The organism is Taklimakanibacter albus (assembly GCF_016595235.1).
Taxonomy (GTDB): Bacteria; Pseudomonadota; Alphaproteobacteria; order Rhizobiales; family Aestuariivirgaceae; genus Taklimakanibacter; species Taklimakanibacter albus.
Genome location: NZ_JAENHL010000008.1, coordinates 1315789 through 1340648, shown reverse-complemented (window position 1 = coordinate 1340648; position 24860 = coordinate 1315789). Strand labels below are relative to the sequence as shown.

Below are 24860 nucleotides of genomic sequence, written 5' to 3'. Positions count from 1 at the left end.
GGTTTCTTGAGAAATCTTATACTGCTCTGCACAATTTCCCTGCCGCAAAGCAGCAAAATCGTATTACATATTGACAATAGAGAGCATAAAAGTATCTATTCTCCCATCCAATAACCAGAATGCAGTGGGAGGCAGAATGGCTGTCGCAGCCCGTCAATTGCCAGGCAGCAGCTTTTCCGGCGCGCTCGCCGCCGATCTCGCGCGCCGGCAGGCGGCGCAGGGCCGTCCGATCCGGGTCGGCCTCATCGGCTCCGGTGAGATGGGAACCGACATCGTCACCCAATGCGACCAGATGGCGGGCATCACGGTTGCCGCCATTGCCGAGATCAACATCAAGGCCGCCGAGCGCGCGCTCGCCATTGCCGGCCGGCCGGCTGGCAGCCATGTCGTCGCTTCCGGCAAGCCCGCTTTCGACGCCGCCCTGAAGCAGGGCCTGACCGCGATCACCGAGGATGCACAGGCGGTTTGCACCAGCGATGCGATCGATGTCGTCATCGACGCGACCGGGCGCCCGGCGGTCGGCGCCGAGATCGGCCTCACCGCGATGGAGCATGGCAAGCATCTGGTGATGATGAATGTCGAGGCCGACGTCACCATCGGCGCCTATCTGCAGCGCGAGGCGAAACGGCTCGGCGTCGTTTATACGCTGGGCGCCGGTGATGAGCCGAGCTCCTGCATGGAGCTCATCAATTTCGTGTCGAGCCTCGGCTATCCGATCGTCGCCGCCGGCAAGGGCAAGAACAACCCGCTCAATATCGACGCGACGCCCGACGCCTATATGGACGAAGCCCGCCGGCGCAACATGAACCCGCGCATGCTGGTCGAGTTCGTCGATGGCTCGAAGACCATGGTCGAGATGGCGGCGATCGCCAATGCGACCGGTCTCGTGCCCGACTGCCCCGGCATGCATGGCCCGCAGGCGACCTTGCCGGAGCTCGAAAAAGTGCTGTGTCCCAAGGTCGATGGCGGCCTGCTGTCACGCAAAGGCGTCGTCGATTATTCGATCGGCAAAGGTGTCGCCCCCGGCGTCTTCGTCATCGCCGAGATGGCGCATCCGCGCTTGCGGGAGCGCATGCATGATCTGAAGCTCGGTGCCGGACCTTACTACACGTTCTATCGGCCCTATCATCTGACGAGTCTCGAAGTGCCGCTGTCCTGCGCCCGCGCCGTGCTCTACGGCACCGCCGACATGCAGCCGCTCGACCGGCCGGCGGCGGAAGTCTGCGCCGTCGCCAAGAAAGATTTGAAACCCGGCGACGCGCTCGACGCGATCGGCGAATATACCTATCGCGCCTGGATCATGACCTATGAGGGCGCGGCGGAGGCAAAGGCCGTCCCTTGCGGCCTTCTCGAGCAGGGCAAGGTCACCAGGCCCATCCGCAAAGGCGAATTGCTCACCGCCGACAATGTCGCGCTCGATCAGAGCTCGCGCATCGTAGGCCTGCGCCGCCGACAGGACGAGCTTCTGGCAAAGGCCTCCGCATGACCCAGGTGACCCAGGAAACCGTCGCGGTTTCGAATCTCCGCGATTTCTATCGGCATTTCGACACCACGGCGCTCCGCGATGCACTGCGCCGCATGTATCTGATCCGCCGTTTCGAGGAAGGCGCTGAAGAGGCTTATACGCGCGGCCTCATCCACGGCACCATGCATCTCTCGATCGGTCAGGAAGCCAGCGCCGTCGGCTCCTGCATGGATCTGCGCAAGACCGATTACATCACCTCCACCCATCGCGGCCACGGCCACTGCATCGCCAAGGGCGCCGACCCTAAGCTGATGTTCGCCGAGTTCTTCGGCAAGGAGGAGGGCTATTGCCGCGGCCGCGGCGGCTCGATGCATATCGCCGATGTCGAAAGCGGCAATCTCGGCGCCAATGGCATTGTCGGTGGCGGCCTGCCCATCGCGGTCGGCGCGGCGCTCGCCATCCGCAAGCAGAAGCGCGACGACGTCGCGGTGTGTTTCTTCGGCGACGGCGCCTCCAACGAAGGCGCCTTCCATGAGGCGCTCAATATGGCGGCGATCTGGAAGCTGCCGGTCCTCTTCATCTGCGAGAACAACAAATACGGCATGTCGGTATCGACCGAACGCTCGATGGCGGTCCGCAATGTCGCCGACCGGGCGCCTGCCTACAACATGCCGGGCGAGATCGTCGACGGCAACCGCATCGAGGATGTCTCCGAAGCCGTCATGCGGGCGACGGCGCGCGCCCGGAACGGCGATGGCCCCTCGTTGATCGAAACCAAGACTTATCGCATTCGCGGCCATTCGAAGAGCGACCGTAACCGCTACCGCACCAAGGAAGAGATCGAGGAGTGGAAGGCGCGTGACCCGATCGGCCATTTCGAGGCCAATCTCGAGGCCTTCGGAATCTTGCGCAAGGACGAGGCGGAGGCGATCCGTGTCGCCGCCGAGGTGGAGATCGCCGCGGCGGTCGAATTCGCCAAGGGCGGCACCGATCCGCTGCCGGCCGATCTGATGCGCGATGTCTATACCAAGGGAGCGGCCTGATGTCGGCGCGTGAGTTGAGTTATGCCGAAGCAGTGCGCGAGGCGCTCGCCCAGGCCATGGAGGCCGATGAGCGCGTCTTCCTCATGGGTGAGGATATCGGCGTCTATGGCGGCGCCTTCCAGGTGACGGGCGATCTCGTCCATCGCTTCGGCGAGGATCGTGTCATGGACACGCCGATCGCCGAACTGGGCGCCGCCGGTGTCGCCGTCGGTGCGGCGCTCGCCGGCTCGAAGCCGGTCTTTGAATTCCAGTTCTCCGATTTCGCCACGCTGGCGATGGAGCAGATCGTCAACCAGGCGGCCAAGATCCGCTTCATGCTTGGCGGCAAGGTTTCGGTGCCGCTGGTGATGCGTTTCCCGGCGGGCTCCGGCACTGGGGCCGCCGCCCAGCACAGCCAGTCGCTCGATGCCTGGTTCGCCCATGTGCCGGGCCTCAAGGTGGTGCAGCCGGCAACGCCGCATGACGCCAAGGGCCTGCTGCTGTCGGCGATCGACGATCCCGATCCGGTGATGGTCTTCGAGCACAAGCTTCTCTACAAGATGAAGGGCGAGGTTCCCGAGGAAGCCTATCGCGTTCCGATCGGCAAGGCGCTCGTTCGGCGCGAGGGCCGCCACGTCACCATCGTCGCCACCGCCATCATGGTGCATCGCGCCCTCGAGGCGGCCGAGATCCTGAGCGGCGAAGGCATCGATGTCGAGGTCATCGACCTGCGCACGCTGCGCCCGCTCGACACCCAGACGATCATCGAAAGCGTGAAGAAGACGACCCGTCTCGCCTGCGTCTATGAAGGCGTCAAGACGCTCGGTATCGGCGCCGAGATCAGCGCCATGATCGCCGAGAGCGAGGCCTTCGATTATCTCGATGCGCCGATCCTGCGTCTGGGCGGCGCCGAAGCGCCGATCCCCTATAATCCGGTGCTCGAAAAAGCGGCCGTGCCACAGACCGACGGCATCATCGCATCTGTGCGCCGCCTCGTGACGGGCCGGATCTGAATCATGCCCATCGAGGTCATCCTGCCGCGTGTCGATATGGACATGGCCACTGGCAAAATCAGCAAGTGGTATGTCACCGAAGGCGCGACCGTCGCCAAGGGCGCGCCGATCTTCGAGATCGAGACCGACAAGGCGGCGATGGAAGTGGAATCACCGGGCTCCGGCGTGATCCGCAACATCTCCGCAAGCGAGGGTGTCGATATTCCGGTCGGAACGCCGGTCGCCTTCATTTATGGGGAAGGCGAGACCGCCCAGACACTAGCGCCGGCTCCGGTGAAGCTCGCGCCGGCCGCGCAGAGTATCCAAGCCGCACCTGTCGCCCCGGTGATCGATACGACGCCGATGCCGCAATCGGGCCTGCCGCGCGCCACGCCGCTGGCGCGCCGCCTCGCGCGTGAACGCGGCCTGAAGCTGCCGGAGATCGCCGGCAGCGGTCCGCGTGGCCGCATCCAGGCCGAGGACGTGAAGAACTTCCGTGCCGTGCCGCCGCCGCCGCAAGCGGAGCTGCGGCCCGCTGCGCCGGAGGTCACCAGCCTCTATCAGTCGGGCAGCTACGACATCGAACCTATCAGCGGCATGCGTCGCATCATCGCCGAGAGGCTGGTGCAGTCGAAGCAGACGGTGCCGCATTTCTATCTGTCGCTCACCTGCGACCTGGGCGAGCTCCTGCATATCCGCGAAAAGCTTAATGACAGCGCGCCGCGCAATTCCGACAAGCAGCCGGCCTGGAAGCTGTCGATCAACGACTTCGTCATCAAGGCGCTGGCGCTGGCCTTGCAGCGCGTGCCCAACGCCAATGTCACCTGGACCGATGCCGGCATCCTGAAGCACCGCGCCAGCGATGTGGGTGTCGCGGTCGCCGTCGAAGGCGGGCTGTTCACGCCGGTGATCCGCGCCGCCGAGACGAAATCCCTCTCCGTCATCTCGCTCGAGATGAAGGAGCTGGCCGCCAGAGCGCGCGCCCGCCGGCTGACGCCGTCCGAATATCAGGGCGGCACGACTGCGGTTTCCAATCTCGGCATGTATGGCATCGAAGAGTTCGCGGCGATCATCAACCCGCCGCATGCGACCATCCTCGCCGTCGGCGCCGGCATCGAACGTCCGGCGAAATATGAGGGTCGCATCGAATTGCGAACTCAGATGACCTGCACCTTGTCCTGCGACCATCGCGCCGTCGATGGCGCGCTCGGCGCCGAGCTCCTCGCCGCTTTCCGGACATTCATCGAAGAACCGGCCTTGATGCTGGCGTGAGATATTGAATAGGCTGTCACCTCTTACGGCGAGGGCAGGGAACCCAAGGCATGAGATACGACTATTCATCGATCGGCTTCTATACTTTCGATTGTCTGGGCTGGCCCTTCACGGCGGTGCCGGACGGCGGCGGCACCAATTTCATCGATGAATTGACGCTCGCGGTTTCAGGCGCCGCCGGCACGGCGGCGATCGCCGCCGCCAAGATGGGCCTCAAGGTTCTGGCGGTGGGCGGCGTCGGCCCCGATCTCATGGGCGATTGGGTGTTTCAGCGCCTGAAGAGTTTTTCCGTCGACACCTCCGCCATGCAGCGCCTCGCCGGATCGCGCACTTCGTCCTCGATCGTGACGACGCGCGTCGACGGCACGCGCCCGGCGCTCCATATGAAGGGCGCAACCGGTGATTTCTTCGTCGACGACACGCTGCTGAAGCAGGTGATCGATGCCCGCGTCGTCCATATTGGCGGCATCGGCCTGATGGACCGGATGGACAAGGGCCGCAATGCCGAATTGATGCAGGCAGCCAAGGCGCATGGCGCCACCACGACGCTCGATGTTTTCGCCAGCTCGCCGGCCGATCTGCCGGCGGTGGCGCAGGTGCTGCCGCATGTCGACTATTTCATGCCCTCGATCGAGGAGGCGGGCGCGCTCACCGGCCTGTCGGGCCTTGCCGACAATGCGAAGCATTTCATCGGTCTTGGCGTCAAGGCCTGCGTCTTCACGCTCGGCGCCGACGGCGCCTATTACCACGATGCTGAGGGCCGGCATTTCCAGATTCCGGCCTTCGATGTGAAGGTCAAATGCACCTGCGGCTGCGGCGATGCCTTCAATGCCGGCTTCGCCGTCGGCCTGGTGCGCGGCTTCGATCCCGAAACCACGGTGCGTTTCGCTCAGGCGACATCGGCGCTCAATGCGACGGGCCTCGGTTCCCAGGCCGGCGTCACCTCCTTCGAGCACACGATGGAATTCATGACACGCACGCCGACGAGGGTTAAGGCCTAAAGCTTCATCATCCGGAGCCGTAGCGCATTGCCGATCACGCTCACCGAGGAGAGCGCCATCGCCGCCGCGGCGATCATCGGTGACAGGAGCAGGCCGAAGGTCGGGTAGAGCACGCCTGCCGCCACCGGAACGCCCGCCGCATTATAGATGAAGGCGAAGAGCAGGTTCTCGCGGATATTGCGCATGGTGGCGCGCGACAGCCGGCGCGCTTCGGCGATGCCCATGAGATCGCCCTGGAGCAGCGTGACACCGGCGCTTTCGATGGCGACATCGGTGCCTTTGCCCATGGCGATGCCGATATCGGCGGCAGCGAGCGCCGGCGCGTCATTGACGCCGTCGCCCGCCATGGCGACGACACGGCCTTCGCTCTGCAGGCGCTTGACGATCGCCGCTTTCTGGTCGGGCAGCACATCGGCCTCGACTTCGGTGATGCCGAGCCGGCGCGCCACCGCTTCCGCCGTCGTGCGGTTGTCGCCGGTCAGCATCACGATGCGGATATTGGCCTCGCGCAGCGCCTTCAGCGCATCGGGCGTCGTCGCCTTGACCGGATCGGCGATGGCGATGACACCCGCCGCCGCCTTGTCGATGCCGATGAAGATCGCGGTGGCGCCGTCCTGGCGCAGAGCCTCGGCTTCGGTGAACAGCGCGGTCGCATCGACGCCCTCGGATTTGAGAAACGCGGCATTGCCGAGGGTGATCTTCCTGCCCTCGACGACACCCTTGGCGCCCTTGCCGGTAGGCGAGTCGAAATCCTTGACCTCGGGCAGCTTGAGCTTCTTCTCTTCCGCCGCGACGACGATCGCATGGGCGAGCGGATGTTCGGAGGCGCGTTCGACGCCGGCCGCGAGGCGCAGAAGCTCTGTCTCGTCATGGCCCGTCGCCGCGACGATGCTTGTCACTTTGGGCTTACCCTCGGTGAGCGTGCCGGTCTTGTCGACGACCAGCGCATCGGCTTTTTCGAGCCGCTCCAGCGCCTCGGCATTCTTGATGAGGATGCCGTTCTCAGCACCCTTGCCGACGCCCACCATGATCGACATCGGCGTCGCGAGCCCGAGCGCACAGGGACACGCGATGATGAGCACCGAGACGGCGGCGAGCAGCGCGTAAGCAAGGCGCGGCTCAGGCCCCCACAGCATCCAGGTGGCGAAAGCGATCAGAGCGATGGCGATGACGAGCGGCACGAACCAGCCCGACACCTGATCGGCGAGGCGCTGGATCGGCGCGCGCGAGCGCTGCGCTTCCGACACCATCTGCACGATGCGCGCCAGCATCGTCTCGCGACCCACTTTGAGCGCGCGCATGGTCAGCGCCCCGGTCTGGTTGAGCGTGCCGCCGGTGACCTTGGACCCTTGTGTCTTGCTGACCGGCATGGATTCGCCGGTGATCATCGATTCATCGACCGAGGACCGTCCGTCAATGACCTCGCCGTCGACCGGCACCTTTTCACCGGGCCGCACGCGTAGCACATCGCCGGCCTGGACGAGATCGAGCGCCACTTCCGCTTCCGCGCCATCGGCGCCGATGCGGCGCGCCGTTTTGGGGGCGAGGCCTAAGAGCGCCTTGATGGCGCCCGAAGTCTGGTCGCGGGCGCGCAATTCCAGAACCTGGCCGAGCAGCACCAGCACGGTGATGACCGCGGCGGCTTCGAAATAGACCGGCACGCTGCCATCGTGACTGCGCAACGAGTCGGGGAAGAGGCCGGGCAGCAGCGTGGCGATGATGCTGAAAGCCCAGGCGACGCCGGTGCCCATGGCGATGAGCGTGAACATATTGAGTTTGCGCGTGACGAGTGAACGCCAGCCGCGTTCGAAGAAAGGATACCCCGCCCACAGCACGACCGGTGTCGCGAAAGCGAGTTGTACCCAGTTCGAGATGCCGGGCGGGATCGCATGCAGCAGCGCCGGGAAAAGATGGGCGCCCATTTCGAGCACGAAGACCGGCACGGTAAGAACGAGGCCGATCCAGAAGCGCTTCTTCATGTCGGCGAGCTCGGGATTGGGCCCGCTGTCGGCGGTAGCGATCTCGGGCTCGAGCGCCATGCCGCAGATCGGGCAGGAGCCGGGGCCGACCTGGCGGATCTCGGGATGCATCGGGCAGGTATAGATGGCGCCCGGATCGGCGGGTTTGGTTTCCGCCTTGGGTGCCACATAACGTTGAGGATCAGCCTCGAACTTCGCTTTGCAGCCGGGCGAGCAGAAATAGAAATGCTGGCCTGCATGGGTGAGCGTGTGTTTGGCGGTGGCCGGATCGACATCCATGCCGCAGACGGGATCCTTCACCTTGCCGGCCGGTGTCGCCGCGCCATGGCCATGATGCGCGTGATCGTGATGGGCATGGCCGCCATGGCCGTCTGACTTCTGCATGATGCACTCCAAAACTGGATACCCCCAAGGGGTATTTGTTCTTGCTATATATACCCCCATAGGGTATAAGGCAAGTCATGAAAAACGAGACCAAGCAGGCCTGCCTCAAGCGGTTGGGCCGGATCGAGGGCCAGGTGCGCGGCGTCGCGCGCATGGTCGAGGAAGACCGTTACTGCATCGATGTGATGACCCAGATCTCCGCCATCCGCGCCGCGCTCAAGCGCGTCGAGGAAGAGGTGCTGAAGGACCACGTCGCCCATTGCGTCGAGGACGCGATCGTCTCGGGCAAGAAAGACGAGCAGCGCCGCAAGCTCGCCGAGCTGCTCGACGTGCTGGGACGCTTGCAGAATTGAAGCCAGCGTCGTCTTGCTTTTGCCTTACTGTACGTTAGGGTAACCGTCCACTCGGACGGTACCCATGCGAGTCTTCTCTACGGCCATACACCTTTGTGCGGCGGTGTTTATTGCTGCTGTCATCGGAAAGTGCAGCACGCCGGCGCAAGATCCGCAATTGCGTATCGAATCCGGCATGCATATAGCGCCCATTGTCGGCGCCGTGACGACGGCGGACGGGATGCTGCTGCTGACCGGATCCACCGACAAGTCCGTGCGTCTCTGGTCGCTTCAGGACGGCAAGCTGATCAAGACTTTCGCCATCCCGAGCGAGCAGGGATATGATGGAAGAATCGACGATGTCAGCATTTCACCTGATGGCCAGAAGATCGCGGTCAGCAGCTTCGGCGATGGCGGACGAATCTATATTCTCGATACGGCGAGCGGCGCCGTCACCAAGAGCCTCGGCTCCTTTGTCAGTGGCCCGCGTATAGCGTTCTCTCCTGACGGCCGTTACCTCGCGGCCGGGTTCATCGACAAAAAGGGACTTCAAGTCTGGACAACGGATTTCGCCGGCCCGCCCGTTGTCGATGCCGATTACAGTATCATCAACCTCGCGTATGACGGCTCCGGTTCGGGTCGATTGGCGACCGTCGCCTATGACAATCAGGTCAGGCTCTATGAAAGAGATCTGACCAAGCCTCCCAGAATATTGAAGATACCCGGTGACGGTGATGCCGCCCGGCCGGTCCGGCTCGCCTTTTCACCTGACGGCGCCTTGCTCGCCTTTACCTACGAGAAGAGCAACAGGATATCGGTGATCGACGTCGCGCAGATGCAGCTCAAAGGCCAGTTCGACACCGCCCTGCTGAAAAACGGCGGGGTGTTCGACATCGAATTTTCGGCCGACGGGAAAAACCTCTTTGCCGCCGGTTCGATAATGACCACCAAGCAGCGCTACCCCTTGATCCGCTGGGATGTCGCCGGTCTCGGCAAGCCCGTCGTTCTGGAGGGTGGTGCGGAAGAGGCGGTCACCGGACTGGTGGCGACCGCGACGGGCGGCATCGCTTTCGTGAGCGCCGCGGGCGAAATAGGGCTTTATGGTCCCGATGCGCGGATCGTGTTCAATAAGAGCTCGGTTCGCGCCGACATGCGTATGAAGACCGTGAACAACTTCGCCGTCGCGCAGGACGGAACGGGCGTGTGGTTCGGTCTAAAGCTGGGCGCGAAGGACCCCTGGCGCTTCGACGTCGAGAAGCTCGCCTTCAACGCCATGCCGGCGCGGCCGAGCGATTATATTCTGCCCATCACCGATACGCTCGACATCAAGAACTGGACCCAGTCGCAACAGCCGACATTGAACGGAAAGCCCGTCGAGGTCTTCGCGGGCTCGCGAAGCCTGTCGATCGCGCCCGACGCGCGCAGTTTCGCCATCGGGACCGACCTGTATTTGTTTCGCCTCGACGCGACTGGAAAGCGCTTGTGGATGACTTCCGGTGGCTGCACGGTATGGGGCGTCAATCATTCCGCCGATGGCAGCCTCATCATTACCGCCAATGACGATGGCACGATCAGGTGGCACCGCGCATCCGACGGCGTCGAGCTCCTCGCCCTTTTTGTGCATGTTCCCGACAAGCGCTGGATCGCCTGGACACCGTCAGGCTACTATGCCGCATCGCCAGGTGGTGAGGATCTGATCGGCTGGCACATCAACGGCAAATCCTGGAACGACACGCCGAGCTTTTTTCCGGCGTCCTTGCTGCGTGAGAAGTTCTACCGCCCCGATATCGTGCAACTGGTGCTCAAGACGAAGGACGTGGCCGCCGCGGTTATTCAGGCCAACGAAGCCGCCAGGCGCAAGGAGGAGGAGACGAAACTGCCGGCCGTCGTCGAGATCGTCTCCGATCCGCGCGGCATCGAAACCGACAGGCCGGAGCTCGAGCTTACCTACCGCCTGCATTCTCCCTCCGGCCGCGCGGTGACGCGTCTTGAAATGCGCATCGACGGTCAGCTGACCCAGGCCCGGGCGATGCAGGAAGTGAATGAGGAGCTGGAGCTCGAGCGCGACAACCGGATGTCGCTGCTCCTCCCGCCCCGCGATGCGGTCGTTTCGCTCACCGCCTTCATCGGTGACCAGCCCAGCGCCGCAGCGTCGGTGCCGGTGAAATGGACGGGCGCCAAGCTGTCGGGCGACAAGCCGAAGCTCTATGCGCTGCTCGTCGGGGTGAGCGCTTATCGCGAGCCGTCGCTGAGGCTCGATTACGCCGCCAAGGATGCGATCGATGTCGAGGCGGCGCTCAGGGCCCAGAAGGGCAAGTTCTTCGGCGATGTCGAGACCGTATTGCTGCTCGACGACAAGGCCGATGAGGACAATATCGAAATCGAGCTCACGCGCTTGAGCAAGAAGGTCGGGCCCAATGACTATGCCTTCGTCTTCATGGCGGGGCACGGCGTCACGGATCGACGCGGCAGTTTCCACTTCCTGCCCGCCAATGCCAGCCTCGCCGAGGATGAGCTCGCCGCGAAATCCTTGAGCGGGCTCGTCATCCGCGACAATCTTCGCACCATCCAGGGCAAGGTCCTGTTCTTCATGGATGCGTGTAATGCCGGAAGCGGCATTGCCGGCGGTCAGGCGCTCGCCGACATGACGGGCTTCGCGAATGAATTCGCGCAGGCCAATGGTGTCGTGATGTATGCCTCATCCACCGGACGGCAATTCTCCTATGAGAAGGCTGAATGGGGCAACGGCGCCTTCACCAAGGCCTTGCTCGCGACGCTCGAGGACAAGGAAGCCTTTGGTGGTGATGGCCGGCTGTCGATCTTTGAACTCGCCGAAAGTCTGGGGACGCGGGTGGAGACAATGACGGAGGGATTGCAGACGCCGGTGATGACAAAGAGCGCCGCTATTCCGAATTTCTATCTGGCGTCAATGCAGTAAGACTTTTCACGCCATCGTGTGGCAGTCATCCACCGGGCATTTGTCGATGAGGACGCGCAGCTTCTCGAAAGCCTCGCGCACCAGTTCGCGTGACGGCGCCGGGCCGAAGCAGGCGCGGATCGCATTCTGCTGCACCGATGCTTCGGTGACGAAGACGGTGCCCGGCGTGACCTTGATGCCGGCGGCGAGTGCCGCAGCGACGAAGTCGGTCGGCCGCCAGTAATTGGGCAAAGTGATCCAGGCGAACATGGCGCCCGGCCGGCAGTCGACCTTGAGGCCGCGCAGATGTTCGAGCGCGATGTCGCGGCGGGCATGGAGCTCGGCGCGGATATTGGCGAGGGTGCGTTCGGCGCTGCCGTCCATGATCCAGCGGCTGCCGAGCTCGGCCGATAGCCCGTTGGGCCGGCCGCCGATGATCATCTGCTGGCGGTTGAGCGCCTCGGTGGCGCCGGGCGGCGGCGCCAGGAAAGCCAGGCGCAGGCCAGGCGCCGTCGTCTTCGAAAGGCTGGTGATGTAATAGGTGCGCTCCGGCGCGAAGTTCCGGATCGGCGGCGGCGGGTCGTCGGCGAGCAGGCGGAATACATCGTCCTCGATGAGGGTGAGATCGTAGCGCCGCGCGATCTCGGCGATCGCTTGTCGTCGCTCGAGCGACAAGGTGGCGGTCGTCGGATTCTGCAGGGTCGGCACCACATAGACGACGCGCGCTTCGCCGCGCTTGGCATGATATTCGAGCGAGTCCGGCGTGATGCCTTCCGCATCGCTCTCCAGCGGCCGCGTCTGCAGGCCGAATTGCCGGCACAGCGGCTGCATCGTCGGATAGGTCAAAGGTTCGATGAGGATGCGCTCGCCGGGCGTCGTCGCGGTCGAGAGGCAGGAGATGAGGGCGGCCTGGGCGCCGGCGCTCAGCACCACCTGGTCAGGGGCGATGTCGATGCCGCATTTGGCGAGCCAGTGGGTGGCCGCCTCGCGATGACGGGCGAAGCCTTGCGCCGGCGGATAATCGAAGAGCTCGATCCAGTTCGGCTCGCGGGTGATGGCGGCGAGGCCTTCTTCCACTTGCGCCAGGCCGACGGCGCGCGGCGGCGCCGACATCTGCATGTCGAGAATGCCGGCTTCGGCGCCATTGGCGATGCTTTGCGCCGCCGCATAATTGGGGCGGGGGTCGCGCAGATAGCTGCCGCGCCCGACTTCTCCCGACAGGAAGCCGCGCTTGGCCGCTTCCTGATAGGCGCGGGTGATTGTCCCGATGGTGACGCCGAGACGCCAGGCGAGCTCGCGTTGCGGCGGCAGCCGGTCTCCCGCCTTGAGTTTTCCGTGCGTCAGATCTGCGGCGATTGCATCGGCAATCGCGACATAACGCGGTTTGTCAGGGGCAAGAGCGGGTATCCAACTTGTCATGGTGACAATATTCCGTTTGACGGTAACAATGATGACATTGTATAACATGCATCAGTGCAATCGGCAAGTTTTATTGTCATTGAATTGAGACAATAGAGACAATTTCTTGTGAATGCACTGTCAGTAAGTGGTCTGCTGCTGACACAATCAGGTCGCCTGCCGTTCTATCCTTCTACCTGTCCGAAACCTGTCCGAAAGAGGTGTGCCATGCGCGATTATATCCTGAACCAGGCTGAGACTGCTGGGAAGACATTCACGTTTCCCGCCCTGCACCGGATCGTCGCCAATTGGCGCAAGCGCCGGCAACTGCGCCAGCTCGAGCTGCTCGATGACCATGTCCTCATGGATATCGGTCTCACCCGCGATGAGCTGATCCGCGTCCAGCGTGTGCCGCTGGCCCGTGATCCGGTGAGTGAGCTTCTGAATATCAGGCCGACGAGCCGCGGCCTGCGCCACAAGTAAGTTTCAACCTACTCCCCCCGCGCGGTCCACCCTGCCGCGCATCTAGCACCCGGCCTCCCCTCGTGGAGGCCGGGTTTTTCAATCCACCAGGAAGTAGGTGATCGTCGTGACGACGCGCACTTTCTTGTCGATCTGCTTGTCGGGACGGTCATTGGGGATGGCGACCGCCGGATTGACTTCGATGATGCCCTGATTGGCGGTCTGGATATCGCCGACCTTGGCGCCCGACTCGGTGGCGAAATTCTCCGCCGCCTCGCGCGCCCGCTTGGTCGCCTCCGTCAGCATCTCGCCTTTCAGATCGGCGATCTTGGTGAAGATGAAGGACGGACCGGCATTGTACGCATCCGATGAGAACACGACGCCTGACTTGAGCAGGTCGCCGATGGCGCGCGACGTGTCGGCGAGCTTCTGCACGTCGGTGGATTTCACCAGCATGTCCTCGGTGAGGACGAAGCGGGTGTCCTGCGGCGTCTGTTGCGCATTGTAGCCCGCCATCCGGTCCTCGACCTGGATGTTCTGGACCGAATAGTCGGCTTCGGCGAAACCTCTGCCGGTCAGGAAGGCCTTGACCGATGTCTCGCTGGTCTCGAGCGCCGTGCGCGCTGCTTCGAGCGTCGGCCCGGTGGCGACGAAGCGGATCGGCCAGAAGCCGAGATCGGCTTTGGCCTCGCGCTCCGACAGGCCTTTGACCGTCACGGTCCGGAAGCCGAGCCGGCTCTTGAGCAATGCCTCGCCGGCGAGAAAGCCGCCGGATGCGACACCGAGGCCGATCAGGCCGCCGGCGATAACCCTGGAAAATGCTGACATGGGTGACTGTGCTCCGCGAAACCCCTCGCGGCTTCAAGATTTGCTGGCGTTTTGTGAAGGAATTGCGGCGGGCGGGCGACGCAAAAGGCAGCTGATATCCGGTAACATGTTGAGCCCGCTTGGAAATCACATCTGGTATGTGCCAATTCCGCGCCCTGGTGCATTTCCTTTGCCCGTGCGCTTCTGCTAGATGTCGCCCACCGCAACCGAGGAGCCTCTCATGAACAAGCACGCGGGCGCTGCCCAGTGGGATCCGTCACCCAACAATCTCGAACCCTTCTGGATGGGCTTCACCCCCAACCGCGCTTTCAAGAAGAAGCCGCGCCTCATCGCCCGCGCCAAGGACATGCATTATTACGACATGACCGGCCGCCCGGTGCTCGACGCCACGGCGGGTCTGTGGTGCTCCAATGCCGGCCACTGCCGCGACCGTATCGTCGAGGCGATTCAGAAGCAGGCCGGCGAGCTCGATTTCGCGCCGACCTTCCAGTTCGGCCATCCCAAGGTGTTCGAGCTCTCCTCGCGCCTCGCCAATCTGGCGCCCGGTGATCTGAACTATGCCTTCTTCTGCAATTCGGGCTCGGAGGCCGCCGACACGGCGCTCAAGATCGCGCTCGCTTATCACCGCGCCAAGGGCCAGGCCTCGCGCACCCGTCTCATCGGCCGCGAGCGCGGCTATCACGGTGTCAATTTCGGCGGCATCAGCGTCGGCGGCATGGTCGCCAACCGCAAGTTCTTCGGCACCATGCTGGCCGGTGTCGATCATCTGCCGCACACCTATAACCGCGCCGAGCAGGCCTTCACCAAGGGCGAGCCGACATGGGGCGCCCATCTCGCCGACGAGCTCGAGCGTCTCGTGGCGCTGCATGACGCCTCCACCATCGCCGCCGTGATCGTCGAGCCGATGGCGGGGTCGACCGGCGTGCTGCCGCCGCCCGTCGGCTATCTCAAGAAGCTCCGCGAGATCTGCGACAAGCACGGCATCCTGCTCATTTTCGACGAAGTGATCACCGGCTTCGGCCGTCTGGGCTATCCCTTCGCCGCCGAGCGTTTCGGCGTCATCCCCGACATGATCACCTTCGCCAAGGGTGTCACCTCGGGTGCCATCCCGATGGGCGGCGTCATGGCGCGGCAGCATATCTATGATGCCTTCATGAGCGGTCCCGACCATATGATCGAGCTGTTCCACGGTTATACCTATTCCGGCCACCCGATCGCCGCCGCCGCCGGTGTGGCGACGCTCGAGGTCTACAAGGAAGAGGGCCTGTTCGAGCGCGCGCTGAAGCTCGAGGACAAGTGGGCCGATGCCGCGATGACGCTCAAGGGCAAGCCGCATGTCGCCGACATCCGCACCATGGGTCTCGTCGCCGCCATCGACCTCAACTCGATCGACGGTTCACCCGGCAAGCGCGGCTATGACGCGATGGAGAAGGGCTTCCATGATTTCGGCATCATGCTGCGCATCACCGGTGACACCATCGCGCTGTCGCCGCCGCTGATCATCAAGGAAGAGCAGATCGGCGAGATCTTCGAGGACAAGCTGCCGAAGCTCCTCGCTGCTATCTAGCGCTTCCCGCGAAAGTTGCTGGACTTTCGCGGTAGGGAATCGCCGTTGTGTGAAATTAGTCATTCCGTCAATAGACTTCGGCCCGAGTGTGTTACTCTCGGGCCGAGGTGTGATTCGTGAGACGGGGTATATGAAACAGCCAGCGCTGCCTTTGGGCGTCGCGGCCATTTTGGCCGTTGCGATCAGTGCCGCGGCAGGCGCCGGTGTAATTCTCTCCGGCCAGCGCATCGAATTCGCCCTCGCTCTGGCCGCCATCGTGCTCGCTTCATCGCATCTGGCCATCTTCCTCTATCGTGACTGGCAGCATCGGCGCCGCTTCGCCGGGCTGAGCGACCTGCATCAGCGCAGCCGCAAGCTCACCGAGGAGCTGGTCCGCCTCAATGCCCGCATGGATGCGGTCGAGGAACGCACCGACGGCATCGAGGCGCGCGCCGTCACTGCTGCCGCCTTCGCGGCCGCGCCGCCGCCGGAGTCCGAGCCTGAGGACGATTTCGAGCGCAACGATCTCAACCGCGAATTCGAAGAGCTGCGCCGTTCGGTCAAGAAGCTCGCGGAGGAATATGACCGCGCCGTCTCCTATCGCGACCGGAAGTCTGAGCCGCGTCTCGACCGGGACGCCGAACCGCGCCTCGACCGCGGCGCCGAACGCAAACCGAAGCCCGCCGATCATCGCCTGGAATTCTTCCTCGAGCCCATCGTGTCGCTTGCCGACGACGTCACGCAGCATTATCGCGCCTCGCTGGTGCTCGAGGGGCAGGGCCAGCGCGTCGCCTTCGAGGATCTGGCGCGCCAGGCCGCCGCCAATGGTCTGCGCCCCGATCTCGATGGCCATGCGGTGAGCCGCGCGCTGGCGGTCAGCCAGAAGCTCGGCGCCAAACGTCCCGAGACCTGCGTCTTCGTGCCGGTCGGCCCTGAGACGCTCGCCTCCCAGGAAGCGCTCGCCGCCATCGAATGGCAGATGCGCCGCGCCGGCAAGATGGCCGGCACGATCGTCTTCGAGATCGACCATGTCGCCATGGCGGCCTTGAGCCCGCGCGGCATCGAAGGGCTCGCGCGCCTCGCCCGCAACGGCGCCGGCATGGCGCTCGCCCGCGCCCATGGCATGGGCATCGACCTCGCCGCGCTGCAGGCTTTGCATTTCCGCTTCATCACCTTCAGCGCCGCCGCTTTGCCGGCCGAGCGCCATGCGGTTCCGGCCTGGGCGTCGACGGCCAGGCGCGCGCCCGACTACGGCGTGAAGATCGGCGTGCAGGGGCTCTTCTACGACGAGCAGATCAATGTCGCGAGCCGCTGGGCCGATCTCGGCAGTGGCCCGATCTTCGCGCCGCCGCGCCGCGTCAAGGGCGAAGCTGTTTCGATTGACCAGATTCGCTCGGCTGCCTAAACCTCCGGCCGAACGATCAAAACGGTTTACCGGACAAAATGATGAAAGACCTGTCGGCGCGCTACCCCATTTGGCTGTGCGATATCTGGGGCGTCGTCCATAATGGCGTGGCGCATTTTCCGCCTGCCGTGGCGGCGCTGAAAGCGCATCGCGACGCGGGCGGCTTCGTCACTCTCCTCACCAACGCGCCGCGAAGCTCGGCCAAGGTCGAGGGCCATCTAGCGCAACTGGGTGTCACCCGCGATCACTATGATCTCATCGTGACCTCGGGCGACGTCACTCATGAATTGATGAAGCCCTATGACGGCCACCGCATTTATTATCTGGGCCCTGAGCGCGATCTGGGCGTGCTCGACGATCTCAAGATCGAACGCGCCTCGCCGGAAGAGGCCGAGGTGGTCCTGTGCGTCGGCCTCGTCCATGACGACCGCGAGACGCCGGATGACTATGCCGAATTGCTGCAGCGGCTGGCGCGCCGCAAGCTCCCGATGGTCTGCGCCAATCCCGACAAGGTCGTCCGCCGCGGCAGCCGGCTGATCTGGTGCGCCGGGGCGCTCGCCGAGGCCTATGCGGCGTTGGGCGGCGAGGTCACCATGGCGGGCAAACCCTATCGGCCGATCTATGATCTGGCGCTCACCCGGGTGGCGGCGCTACGCGGCATTACCGACAAGCGGAGCTTCCTCGCCATTGGCGATGGGCCGGAAACCGACATCAAGGGCGCCGCCGATTACGGCCTCGACGTTGTGCTGATCGCCGGCGGCATTTCCGAGGAGGGGATCGATCCGGCGAAGCTCGAGGCCGATATCCGCGCCAAGCTGCCGGAAGCGCGCATCGTCCGTAGCCTGCCGTTCCTGGCCTGATCCTGATTATCTCTTTGATTCAGCGGGTTAACCATCGGAAACAAGCTCCTGGTCCTGCGACCTAAGGGGAACTATCCTTGTGCGGCGCAATATGATTATTTAGCGCACGCAATATCCAATTCGAGGAGCTTGGCGAATGTCCGGTGCTCACTATTGTATCGAGGATCTCGAAGTCGGCATGGAGGCCGCCCATGAACGGGTGGTCACCGGCAGCGACATCGAAACCTTCGCCGAATTGTCGGGCGACAACAACCCGGTGCATCTCGACGCCGATTTCGCCGCCAAGTCGCCCTTCAAGGGCCGCATCGCCCACGGCATGCTCACCGCCAGCTTCATTTCCACCATCCTTGGCACCAAGCTGCCGGGTTATGGCTGCATCTATCTCTCCCAGACCTTGCGCTTCAAGGCGCCGGTCCGCATCGGCGACACGGTGCGCGCCTCGGCCCGCATCGCTTCGCTCGACCGCGACAAGCGCCGCGCGGCCCTCGACTGTTCCGTCTCGGTGGGCGATAAGGTCGTGCTCGAAGGCGAAGCCCTCGTGCTCGTGCCTTCCCGCGGATGAACCAACCTTTTAGACTTGCCTGATGACCACACGGATCGTTGAGGCCGGGGCACCGCTCCCGGCGGAATTGCGCGGCGCCGTCGTCGCCATCGGTAATTTCGACGGCGTCCATCGCGGCCATCAGCAATTGCTGGCCGCCGCCGAAGCGGAGGCCCGCCGCCGCAACACCCATTGGGGCCTCGTCACGTTCGAGCCGCATCCGCGCACCTTCTTCCGCCCGGCCGAGCCGGCTTTCCGTCTCACGCCCTTGCCTTTGAAAGCGCGCCTCGTCGCCGGCCTCGGCGCCAGCTTCACCGCGGTGCTTTCCTTCGATGCGGCGCTGGCGGCGATGGACCCCGAAGCCTTCGTGCGCAAGGAACTGAGTGAGCGCTTGGGCGCCGCCCATGTCGTCACCGGTTATGACTTCCATTTCGGCCATGGCCGCAAGGGCACACCCGAGACGATGCGCGAGCTCGGCCGGCAATTGGGATTCGGCGTGACGGTGATCGACCAGGTGACCGATGATGACGGCTTCGCGCCGTTTTCCTCGAGCGCCATCCGCGACTCGCTGCGCCATGGCCATGTGAACGAGGCCGCCCGCCAGCTCGGCTATTGGTGGACGGTGATGGGCGAGGTGGTGCAGGGCGACCAGCGCGGCCGCACCATCGGCTTCCCGACGATCAATATCGTGCTGCCTGACGGCGCCGAGCCGTTCCAGGGTATCTATGCGGTGCGGGTGCGCGATGTCAGCGTAGCCGGCGCGCCACGCTGGAAAGGGGCCGGCTATTTCGGCCGCCGCCCCACCTTCGCCAGCGAGAAGACCTTCCTCGAAGTTTTCCTTTTCGGCTTCAGCGGCGATCTTTACGGCAAGACGATGCTGGTCGAATTCATCGACCTCATCCGCCCCGACCGGCGCTTCGACACGATCGACGATCTGGTGGCGCAGATGAAGCTCGATTGCGCCGAGGCCGAACGCCGGCTCGACGCGGCGGATCAGAGCACCATGCTCGCCGCTTTCCCGCTCGCCCAGGCGCAGAAGGCCGGCACGCTCTGACGTATAGCGAGCGCTCTGTCCAGTATTCCCCCTCTCCCGTCCGCAGGATGGGAGAGGGTGGCCGAAGGCCGGGTGAGGGCTCTTCGCTTGAGAATAGTGCTCTTTCAGAAGAGCCCTCATCCGCCCTATCGGGCACCTTCTCCCATTGCTTCGCAACGGGCGAAGGGGAAATAAGGGCCAACAGCTTGACGACTGGCGGCAGCCGCTGTCATTTTGCGGTGATGATGACACGCACCCTCGCCGCCATCCTGCTGTCGCTGACCTTGTGGGTTCCGCAGGCCTTCGCCGCCGACCGGCTCGATGGGCGCGAGATGCGCAAGGTGATGCCCGGCAACTGGTCGGGCACCTGGAAGGGGACTGCGCTCGTACTCTCGATCGGCGCCGATGGATCCGTCAAAGGCACCTATAACGGCATCAACGCCACCGGCAGCTGGTCGGTCAAGCGGGCGCATGACGGTGACCGGATATGCCTGACCTTCTCGGCGGTCGTCAGCGCCACGAAATGCGGCGAGCTGTTCCGCAGGGGCAATAACTCCGTCTATGGCTATATCAACCATGACCAGCCGCGTCTCTATCTCAGGCGTAGCTAGAGCATCGGCCCGAAAAGTGCGAAGCGGTTTTCGGATAAGCCGATGCGCAGACAAGAGTCACGCATCGGCCCGAAAAGTGCGAAGCGGTTTTCGGATAAGCCGATGCGCAGACAAGAGTCACGCATCGGCCCGAAAAGTGCGAAGCGATTTTCGGGTAAGCCGACGCACAGGCGAGAATCAAGGAAAGCGCACCTTCTCCGCCAGATAATCGAGCAATGCCCTGACCCTCGCCGGCAGATGTCCGCCCTGGCCGACATAGACCGCATACATCGTCTCGATATCGCCGGGATTGTAGTTTTCCAACAAGGGAACGAGCCGCCCGGCCTCGATGTCGCGGGTGATGTGGAAGCTCGACAGCCGCGCCAGGCCGAGGCCTGACAGCACGAGCTGGCGCAGCGCCTCGCCGTCGCTCACCAGCGCATTGCCGGTGAGCGGCATGGTCGTGCTGCCGCCATGCTCGTCGCTGAACGGCCAGCCCTCGATATGGCGGGTGAAGCAGAAGCCGAGCTGATTGTGCCTTTCGAGATCCACGAGATGCTCCGGCGTGCCATGTTTTGCCAGATAATCGGGCGCGGCCACGATGATCATCCGGCTGTCGCCGAGCTTGCGCGCGATGAGGCGCGACTCCCGCAACGGGCCGGTGCGGATGGCGATGTCGGCGCGCTCCTCGATGAGATCGACCACCCGGTCGGTGAGCGCGACATCGACCTTGATCTTCGGATAAAGCGCCAGAAATCCCGGCAGCAGCGGCAGCAGGTAATGTATCCCGAAAGGGACGTTGCTGTTGATGCGCAACTGACCCTGCGGCTCGGCGCCGGCCGCCGCCTCGCGCTCAGCTGTGTTGAGATCCTCGAGGATCTGCCGACCGCGCTCGAGGAAGGACGCACCTTCGGCGGTGAGCTCGAGCTTGCGGGTCGAGCGGTTGATGAGCCGCACACCCAGCCGGCTTTCGAGCCTGGCGACGAGCTTGCTCACCGCCGAGGGCGTCATGTGGAAGGCGCGGGCGGCGGCCGAGAAGCCACCCAGCTCGACGGCCCGGACGAAGACCTCGATCTCGCCCGAGCGGTTGACGTCGAGCCGGCTCACGACGCCATCTGATCCTCGGGCTCATCCAGCAAGCCAGTTGGCAGGCCGTCCATGCTGGTGAGGTTCTTTTCGCGCCAATAGGCGTCGAGACCCTCCTGGCCTTTGGCTTCGGCCCAGCGGTCGAGATTGGGCCGCTCGGCGCGGTAGTCGTAGAGCGGCACCGCGTAGCCGCAGGAGGTTTGCACCAGATCGATGTCGAGGCGGATGATCTGGCGGGCGCCCAAGGGCTCCTCGCCGCCATAATGCTCGGCGAGCAGGCTCAGATATTCCGGGCTGTTGCGCCTTATCATGCGGCCCTGGCCATAAAGGCGCAGGATCACCGGCGGCCCGTCAAAGGCGCAGAACATGATGGTGAGCCGCCCGTCGGCCAGGAGATGCGCCGCCGTCTCATTGCCGCTGCCGGTACGGTCCAGATAGATGGCGGTCAGGTCATCGAGGAGGCGCAGCGCCTCGGTCGAGCGCGGCGAGACATTGACCCGCGTCCCTTCCGCCGCCGAGGCGGTGAAGAAGATGTGCTGGCGTGCGATGAACTTCCGATGGGGGTCTTCGATGCGGGCGAATTGCTTGGCCATAGTGAATTGAACTCACAAATCCTGTTCCATTATGCATTCTAGTTCATGAATGCGAGGCCGTCCATCTAAAGCCCATCCGGCATCGGGCCGGAAGTGGGATAGATCATGCCTCTTGCACTTTATGCGCTCACCGCCGGCGCTTTTGGAATAGGCGTCACCGAATTCGTCATCATGGGCCTCCTGATCGAGGTGTCGGGAGACTTGGGCGTCTCCATTCCGGCCGCCGGCCTTCTGATCTCGGGCTACGCCTTGGGCGTGGTGCTGGGCGCGCCCATCCTCACCATGGCCACAAGCCGCTGGCCGCGCAAAAGCGTGCTCCTGGCGCTGATGGCCATCTTCATTTTGGGCAATGCCGCGGCCGCCCTGGCGCCCGGTTATGGGACCCTGATGGCGGCCCGCATCCTCACCGCCTTTGCCCATGGCACCTTCTTCGGCGTCGGCTCCGTCGTCGCGACCGGCCTCGTCGCTCCCGACAAGAAGGCGTCCGCCATTGCCATCATGTTCACCGGGTTGACCGTCGCCACCATTCTGGGCGTGCCTTTCGGCACCTGGCTCGGTCAGCTGGCCGGCTGGCGCTCGACCTTCTGGGCGGTGACAGTGGTCGGCCTCGCGGCTTTCGCCGTGATCTGGGCTTTCGTCCCGCGTGATACGGCGCCTGAGCAGCAGAGCAGCTTCCGCAACGATCTCGCGGTGTTCCGCCGGCCGCAGGTCCTTCTCGGCCTGCTCACGACCGTGCTCGGCTATGCCGGCGTCTTCGCCGTCTTCACCTATATCGCGCCGATCCTCACGCGCATCTCCGGCTACTCCGAATCTGCCGTGTCGCCGCTGATGCTGGTCTTCGGCGCCGGACTCCTGATCGGCAATCTGGCCGGCGGCAAGCTCGCCGACCGCAAGCTCACCCCCACGCTCATCGGCAGCCTGATCACGCTGACTTTGGTGCTGGGCCTGATGAGCTTCGCCATTCATGACCGCATCGCTTCCGCGCTCTTTGTCTTCCTGCTCGGCGCCGCCGCTTTCGCGACCGTCGCGCCCCTGCAGATGTGGGTGCTGGAGAAGGCCGCGGGCGCCGGACAGAATCTTGCCTCGAGCTTCAACATCGCCGCCTTCAATCTCGGCAATGCCGGCGGCGCGTGGCTGGGCGGTATCGTCATCGATCAGGGACCGGGCCTCGGCTTCGTCACCTGGGCGGCCGCACTCGTCACACTGTCGGGCCTCGCCGTCGCTTTCATCGCGCTCTGGCTCGATGCCGGCAAGCGCCGCGCCGTCTGCCCGGCGCCGGCCGAATGAGAGGAGAGATAATCATGAACAATGGAACCGCTCTCATTGCCGGCGCGCACGGCGTCATCGGCCGCAATCTTATCGCCGAACTCAAAGCGCAAGGTGGCTGGAACATCATCGGCCTGTCGCGCCGCGGCGGCGCCGATGCGGAGAAGGTCAGGCATATCGCCGTCGACCTGCTCGACCCTGACGACACACGGCGGAAGCTCGCACCACTCACCGCCGTCACCCATGTCTTCTATGCCGCCTATCAGGAGCGCGGCAGCTGGGCCGAGCTGGTGGCGCCCAATGTCGCGATGCTCACCCATCTCCTCGACGGCATCGAGGCGGCGGCACCCGGCTTGCGTCATGTGAGCCTCATGCAGGGCTACAAGGTCTATGGCGCCCATCTCGGCCCCTTCAAGACGCCGGCGCGCGAGACCGACCCGCCGCCGATGCCGCCCGAATTCAACGTCGATCAGCAGCGCCTTCTCGAAACACGCCAGCAGGGAAAAGCCTGGAGCTGGTCGGCGCTCAGGCCCAGCGTGGTCGGCGGTGTGGCGCTCGGCAATCCGATGAATCTGGCGGTGGCGATTGCGGTCTATGCGTCGATGTCGAAGGAGCTGGGATTGCCTTTGCGGTTTCCGGGCAAGCCCGGCGCCTATGACAAGCTCATCGAGATGACCGATTCAGGTTTGCTCGCCCGCGCCACGATCTGGGCGGCGCGTGAGGCCGGTGCCGCCAACCAGGCCTTCAATATCAATAATGGCGATCTCTTCCGCTGGAACGACATGTGGCCGAAGCTGGCCCGTTTCTTCGACATGGAGGCGGCGCCGCCCATGCCGTTACAGCTGAGCTCGGTCATGGCCGACAAGGAGCCGCTGTGGAACGCGATGGTCGAGAAATACGGCCTTGCCAAGACGCCCTACAAGGACGTCTCGTCCTGGCCTTTCGCCGATTTCGTCTTTTCCTGGGATTATGACTTCTTCGCCGATGGCGGCAAGGCGCGCCGCTTCGGCTTCCATGACTATGTCGACAGCGAGGAGATGTTCTTGCGGCTGTTTGCCGACCTGCGCCGGCAGCGGATCATTCCTTGAGGCCGGCGAGAAAGGCCAGCACCGCATCATTGAAGAGATCGGGCTGCTGCAGCGGCGCGAAATGGCTGACCCCTTCGAGCAGGATGAAGCGGGCACCGGGAATGCTGCGTGCCAGATATTCGGCATGCTCACGTTTGATGAACTCGTCGCGCTCACTCTGCGCGATCGCCACCGGTACCGTGACGCGGGCGAGATCGTCCGGCCCGTAATTGGGCTCGGTCTTCATCATCTGGCTGACGGCGGCGACGAAATCATCGAAGGCGTCGGGCGTCGCCGACAGGCGGGCATAGTCCTTGGCGTGGCGGGAGAAGCAGCGCCCGAGGAGGGGATCGCTTTCATCGATCTCCTTGGTGCCGCTCGGATCCATGTTGCAGCCGAAGAAGAAGACGCCTCTTGCCCGCGTGGGCGCCTTCAGGGCGAGGACGAGCGCGATGCAGGCGCCGTCGCTCCAGCCGACGAAAGCCGCCCTGCCGATCGCGAGATCATCCATCACCGCGACGACATCGGAAGCCATCAGCTCATATGTGTAGGGCCGATCGTCGCGGGTGCTGCTTCCATGGCCGCGGCTGTCGATGAGGAGCACGCGGTAGCCGGCGGAGAGGAGGGCAGGGACCTGGGCGCCCCAATTGCCGCCATGACCGAGACCACCATGCAGCAGGATCACCACCGGGCCTGCGCCGTAGGACGAATACCAGATGCGGGCGCCGTCATGCGCGACGAAGCCTTGCGCGCCGGCGGTGGGCAGCGGCTCGCCGCCTTCTGCCGCGAAACGCGTCAGATCGTCGTCGCGGCGCAAGGTG

At 64.1% G+C, this 24860-nt stretch carries 22 protein-coding genes; 16 read left to right on the top strand and 6 right to left on the bottom strand.

Going from position 1 to position 24860, the window contains the following annotated elements; genetic code table 11:
* Positions 1–136: 136 nt before the first annotated feature.
* The 5 genes from JHL16_RS29375 to JHL16_RS29355 are packed head-to-tail and all read left to right on the top strand — an operon-like array spanning position 137 to position 5752.
* Entirely contained in the window at positions 137–1486 is a 1350-nt protein-coding gene (locus tag JHL16_RS29375; RefSeq protein WP_200188430.1) for an NAD(P)H-dependent oxidoreductase, read from the top strand.
* Entirely contained in the window at positions 1483–2508 is a 1026-nt protein-coding gene (locus tag JHL16_RS29370; protein WP_200188429.1) for a thiamine pyrophosphate-dependent dehydrogenase E1 component subunit alpha, read from the top strand. Before JHL16_RS29375 ends, JHL16_RS29370 begins: the two co-directional genes overlap by 4 nt.
* Positions 2508–3500, top strand: a complete 993-nt coding sequence (locus JHL16_RS29365) for an alpha-ketoacid dehydrogenase subunit beta (protein ID WP_200188428.1) — start codon at positions 2508–2510, stop codon at positions 3498–3500. Before JHL16_RS29370 ends, JHL16_RS29365 begins: the two co-directional genes overlap by 1 nt.
* 3 nt (positions 3501–3503) lie before the next feature.
* Complete coding sequence (locus JHL16_RS29360) at positions 3504–4751, top strand: dihydrolipoamide acetyltransferase family protein (RefSeq protein WP_200188427.1); 1248 nt, start codon at positions 3504–3506, stop codon at positions 4749–4751.
* A 50-nt stretch (positions 4752–4801) separates the two neighbouring features.
* A complete protein-coding gene (locus JHL16_RS29355; protein ID WP_200188426.1) occupies positions 4802–5752 on the top strand; it encodes a carbohydrate kinase family protein in 951 nt (316 codons plus the stop codon).
* Here JHL16_RS29355 and JHL16_RS29350 read toward each other — a convergent pair.
* Entirely contained in the window at positions 5749–8115 is a 2367-nt protein-coding gene (locus JHL16_RS29350; RefSeq protein WP_200188425.1) for a heavy metal translocating P-type ATPase, read from the bottom strand. The genes JHL16_RS29355 and JHL16_RS29350 overlap by 4 nt on opposite strands.
* A 77-nt stretch (positions 8116–8192) precedes the next feature.
* Between JHL16_RS29350 and JHL16_RS29345 the strand changes: the two genes are divergently transcribed.
* Positions 8193–8468 (top strand): metal-sensitive transcriptional regulator, encoded by a 276-nt coding sequence (locus tag JHL16_RS29345; protein ID WP_200188424.1) that lies wholly within the window; start codon positions 8193–8195, stop codon positions 8466–8468.
* Positions 8469–8625: 157 nt separating this feature from the next.
* Positions 8626–11385, top strand: a complete 2760-nt coding sequence (locus tag JHL16_RS29340) for a caspase family protein (protein ID WP_200188423.1) — start codon at positions 8626–8628, stop codon at positions 11383–11385.
* A 6-nt stretch (positions 11386–11391) separates the two neighbouring features.
* Here the strand turns inward: JHL16_RS29340 and JHL16_RS29335 are convergent, their stop codons facing one another.
* Entirely contained in the window at positions 11392–12783 is a 1392-nt protein-coding gene (locus JHL16_RS29335; RefSeq protein WP_200188422.1) for an aminotransferase-like domain-containing protein, read from the bottom strand.
* A 207-nt stretch (positions 12784–12990) separates the two neighbouring features.
* Here JHL16_RS29335 and JHL16_RS29330 point away from each other — a divergent pair, with 207 nt between their 5' ends.
* Positions 12991–13245, top strand: coding sequence for a DUF1127 domain-containing protein (locus tag JHL16_RS29330; RefSeq protein WP_200188421.1), 255 nt, complete (start codon positions 12991–12993; stop codon positions 13243–13245).
* A 78-nt stretch (positions 13246–13323) separates the two neighbouring features.
* On the opposite strand, the gene JHL16_RS29325 is transcribed toward JHL16_RS29330, so the two are convergent.
* Positions 13324–14052 carry an SIMPL domain-containing protein gene (locus JHL16_RS29325; protein WP_200188420.1) on the bottom strand — a complete coding sequence of 243 codons (729 nt, stop codon included), beginning with the start codon at positions 14050–14052 and terminating at the stop codon, positions 13324–13326.
* Positions 14053–14272: 220 nt separating this feature from the next.
* Here JHL16_RS29325 and aptA point away from each other — a divergent pair, with 220 nt between their 5' ends.
* The 6 genes from aptA to JHL16_RS29295 all read left to right on the top strand — a co-directional run bounded on the left by aptA (position 14273) and on the right by JHL16_RS29295 (position 20048).
* Positions 14273–15619, top strand: a complete 1347-nt coding sequence (gene aptA / locus JHL16_RS29320; protein WP_137854140.1) for an omega-aminotransferase AptA — start codon at positions 14273–14275, stop codon at positions 15617–15619.
* 130 nt (positions 15620–15749) lie between these two features.
* Positions 15750–17003, top strand: a complete 1254-nt coding sequence (locus tag JHL16_RS29315) for an EAL domain-containing protein (protein ID WP_200188419.1) — start codon at positions 15750–15752, stop codon at positions 17001–17003.
* A 38-nt stretch (positions 17004–17041) separates the two neighbouring features.
* Positions 17042–17863 (top strand): TIGR01459 family HAD-type hydrolase, encoded by an 822-nt coding sequence (locus tag JHL16_RS29310; protein ID WP_200188418.1) that lies wholly within the window; start codon positions 17042–17044, stop codon positions 17861–17863.
* A 136-nt stretch (positions 17864–17999) separates the two neighbouring features.
* On the top strand, positions 18000–18425 hold the full coding sequence (locus JHL16_RS29305; protein ID WP_200188417.1) for a MaoC family dehydratase: 426 nt from the start codon (positions 18000–18002) through the stop codon (positions 18423–18425).
* Positions 18426–18447: 22 nt separating this feature from the next.
* Positions 18448–19458, top strand: coding sequence for a bifunctional riboflavin kinase/FAD synthetase (locus tag JHL16_RS29300; RefSeq protein ID WP_200188416.1), 1011 nt, complete (start codon positions 18448–18450; stop codon positions 19456–19458).
* A gap of 221 nt (positions 19459–19679) precedes the next feature.
* Positions 19680–20048, top strand: a complete 369-nt coding sequence (locus tag JHL16_RS29295) for a hypothetical protein (RefSeq protein WP_200188415.1) — start codon at positions 19680–19682, stop codon at positions 20046–20048.
* A 177-nt stretch (positions 20049–20225) separates the two neighbouring features.
* Here the strand turns inward: JHL16_RS29295 and JHL16_RS29290 are convergent, their stop codons facing one another.
* The gene (locus JHL16_RS29290) at positions 20226–21134 is read right to left on the bottom strand and encodes a LysR substrate-binding domain-containing protein (RefSeq protein ID WP_200188414.1); all 909 of its coding nucleotides are present in this window, start codon (positions 21132–21134) and stop codon (positions 20226–20228) included.
* A complete protein-coding gene (locus tag JHL16_RS29285; protein WP_200188413.1) occupies positions 21131–21706 on the bottom strand; it encodes a pyridoxamine 5'-phosphate oxidase family protein in 576 nt (191 codons plus the stop codon). The genes JHL16_RS29290 and JHL16_RS29285 overlap by 4 nt, the downstream gene beginning before the upstream one ends.
* A gap of 105 nt (positions 21707–21811) precedes the next feature.
* Here JHL16_RS29285 and JHL16_RS29280 point away from each other — a divergent pair, with 105 nt between their 5' ends.
* Positions 21812–22993, top strand: a complete 1182-nt coding sequence (locus tag JHL16_RS29280) for an MFS transporter (protein ID WP_200188412.1) — start codon at positions 21812–21814, stop codon at positions 22991–22993.
* Positions 22994–23007: 14 nt separating this feature from the next.
* Positions 23008–24060: an SDR family oxidoreductase gene (locus JHL16_RS29275; RefSeq protein ID WP_246771200.1), complete on the top strand. Its 1053-nt coding sequence runs from the start codon at positions 23008–23010 to the stop codon at positions 24058–24060.
* On the opposite strand, the gene JHL16_RS29270 is transcribed toward JHL16_RS29275, so the two are convergent.
* On the bottom strand, positions 24050–24856 hold the full coding sequence (locus tag JHL16_RS29270) for an alpha/beta fold hydrolase (RefSeq protein WP_200188410.1): 807 nt from the start codon (positions 24854–24856) through the stop codon (positions 24050–24052). The two genes, JHL16_RS29275 and JHL16_RS29270, sit on opposite strands and share 11 nt — an antisense overlap.
* Positions 24857–24860: the final 4 nt, after the last annotated feature.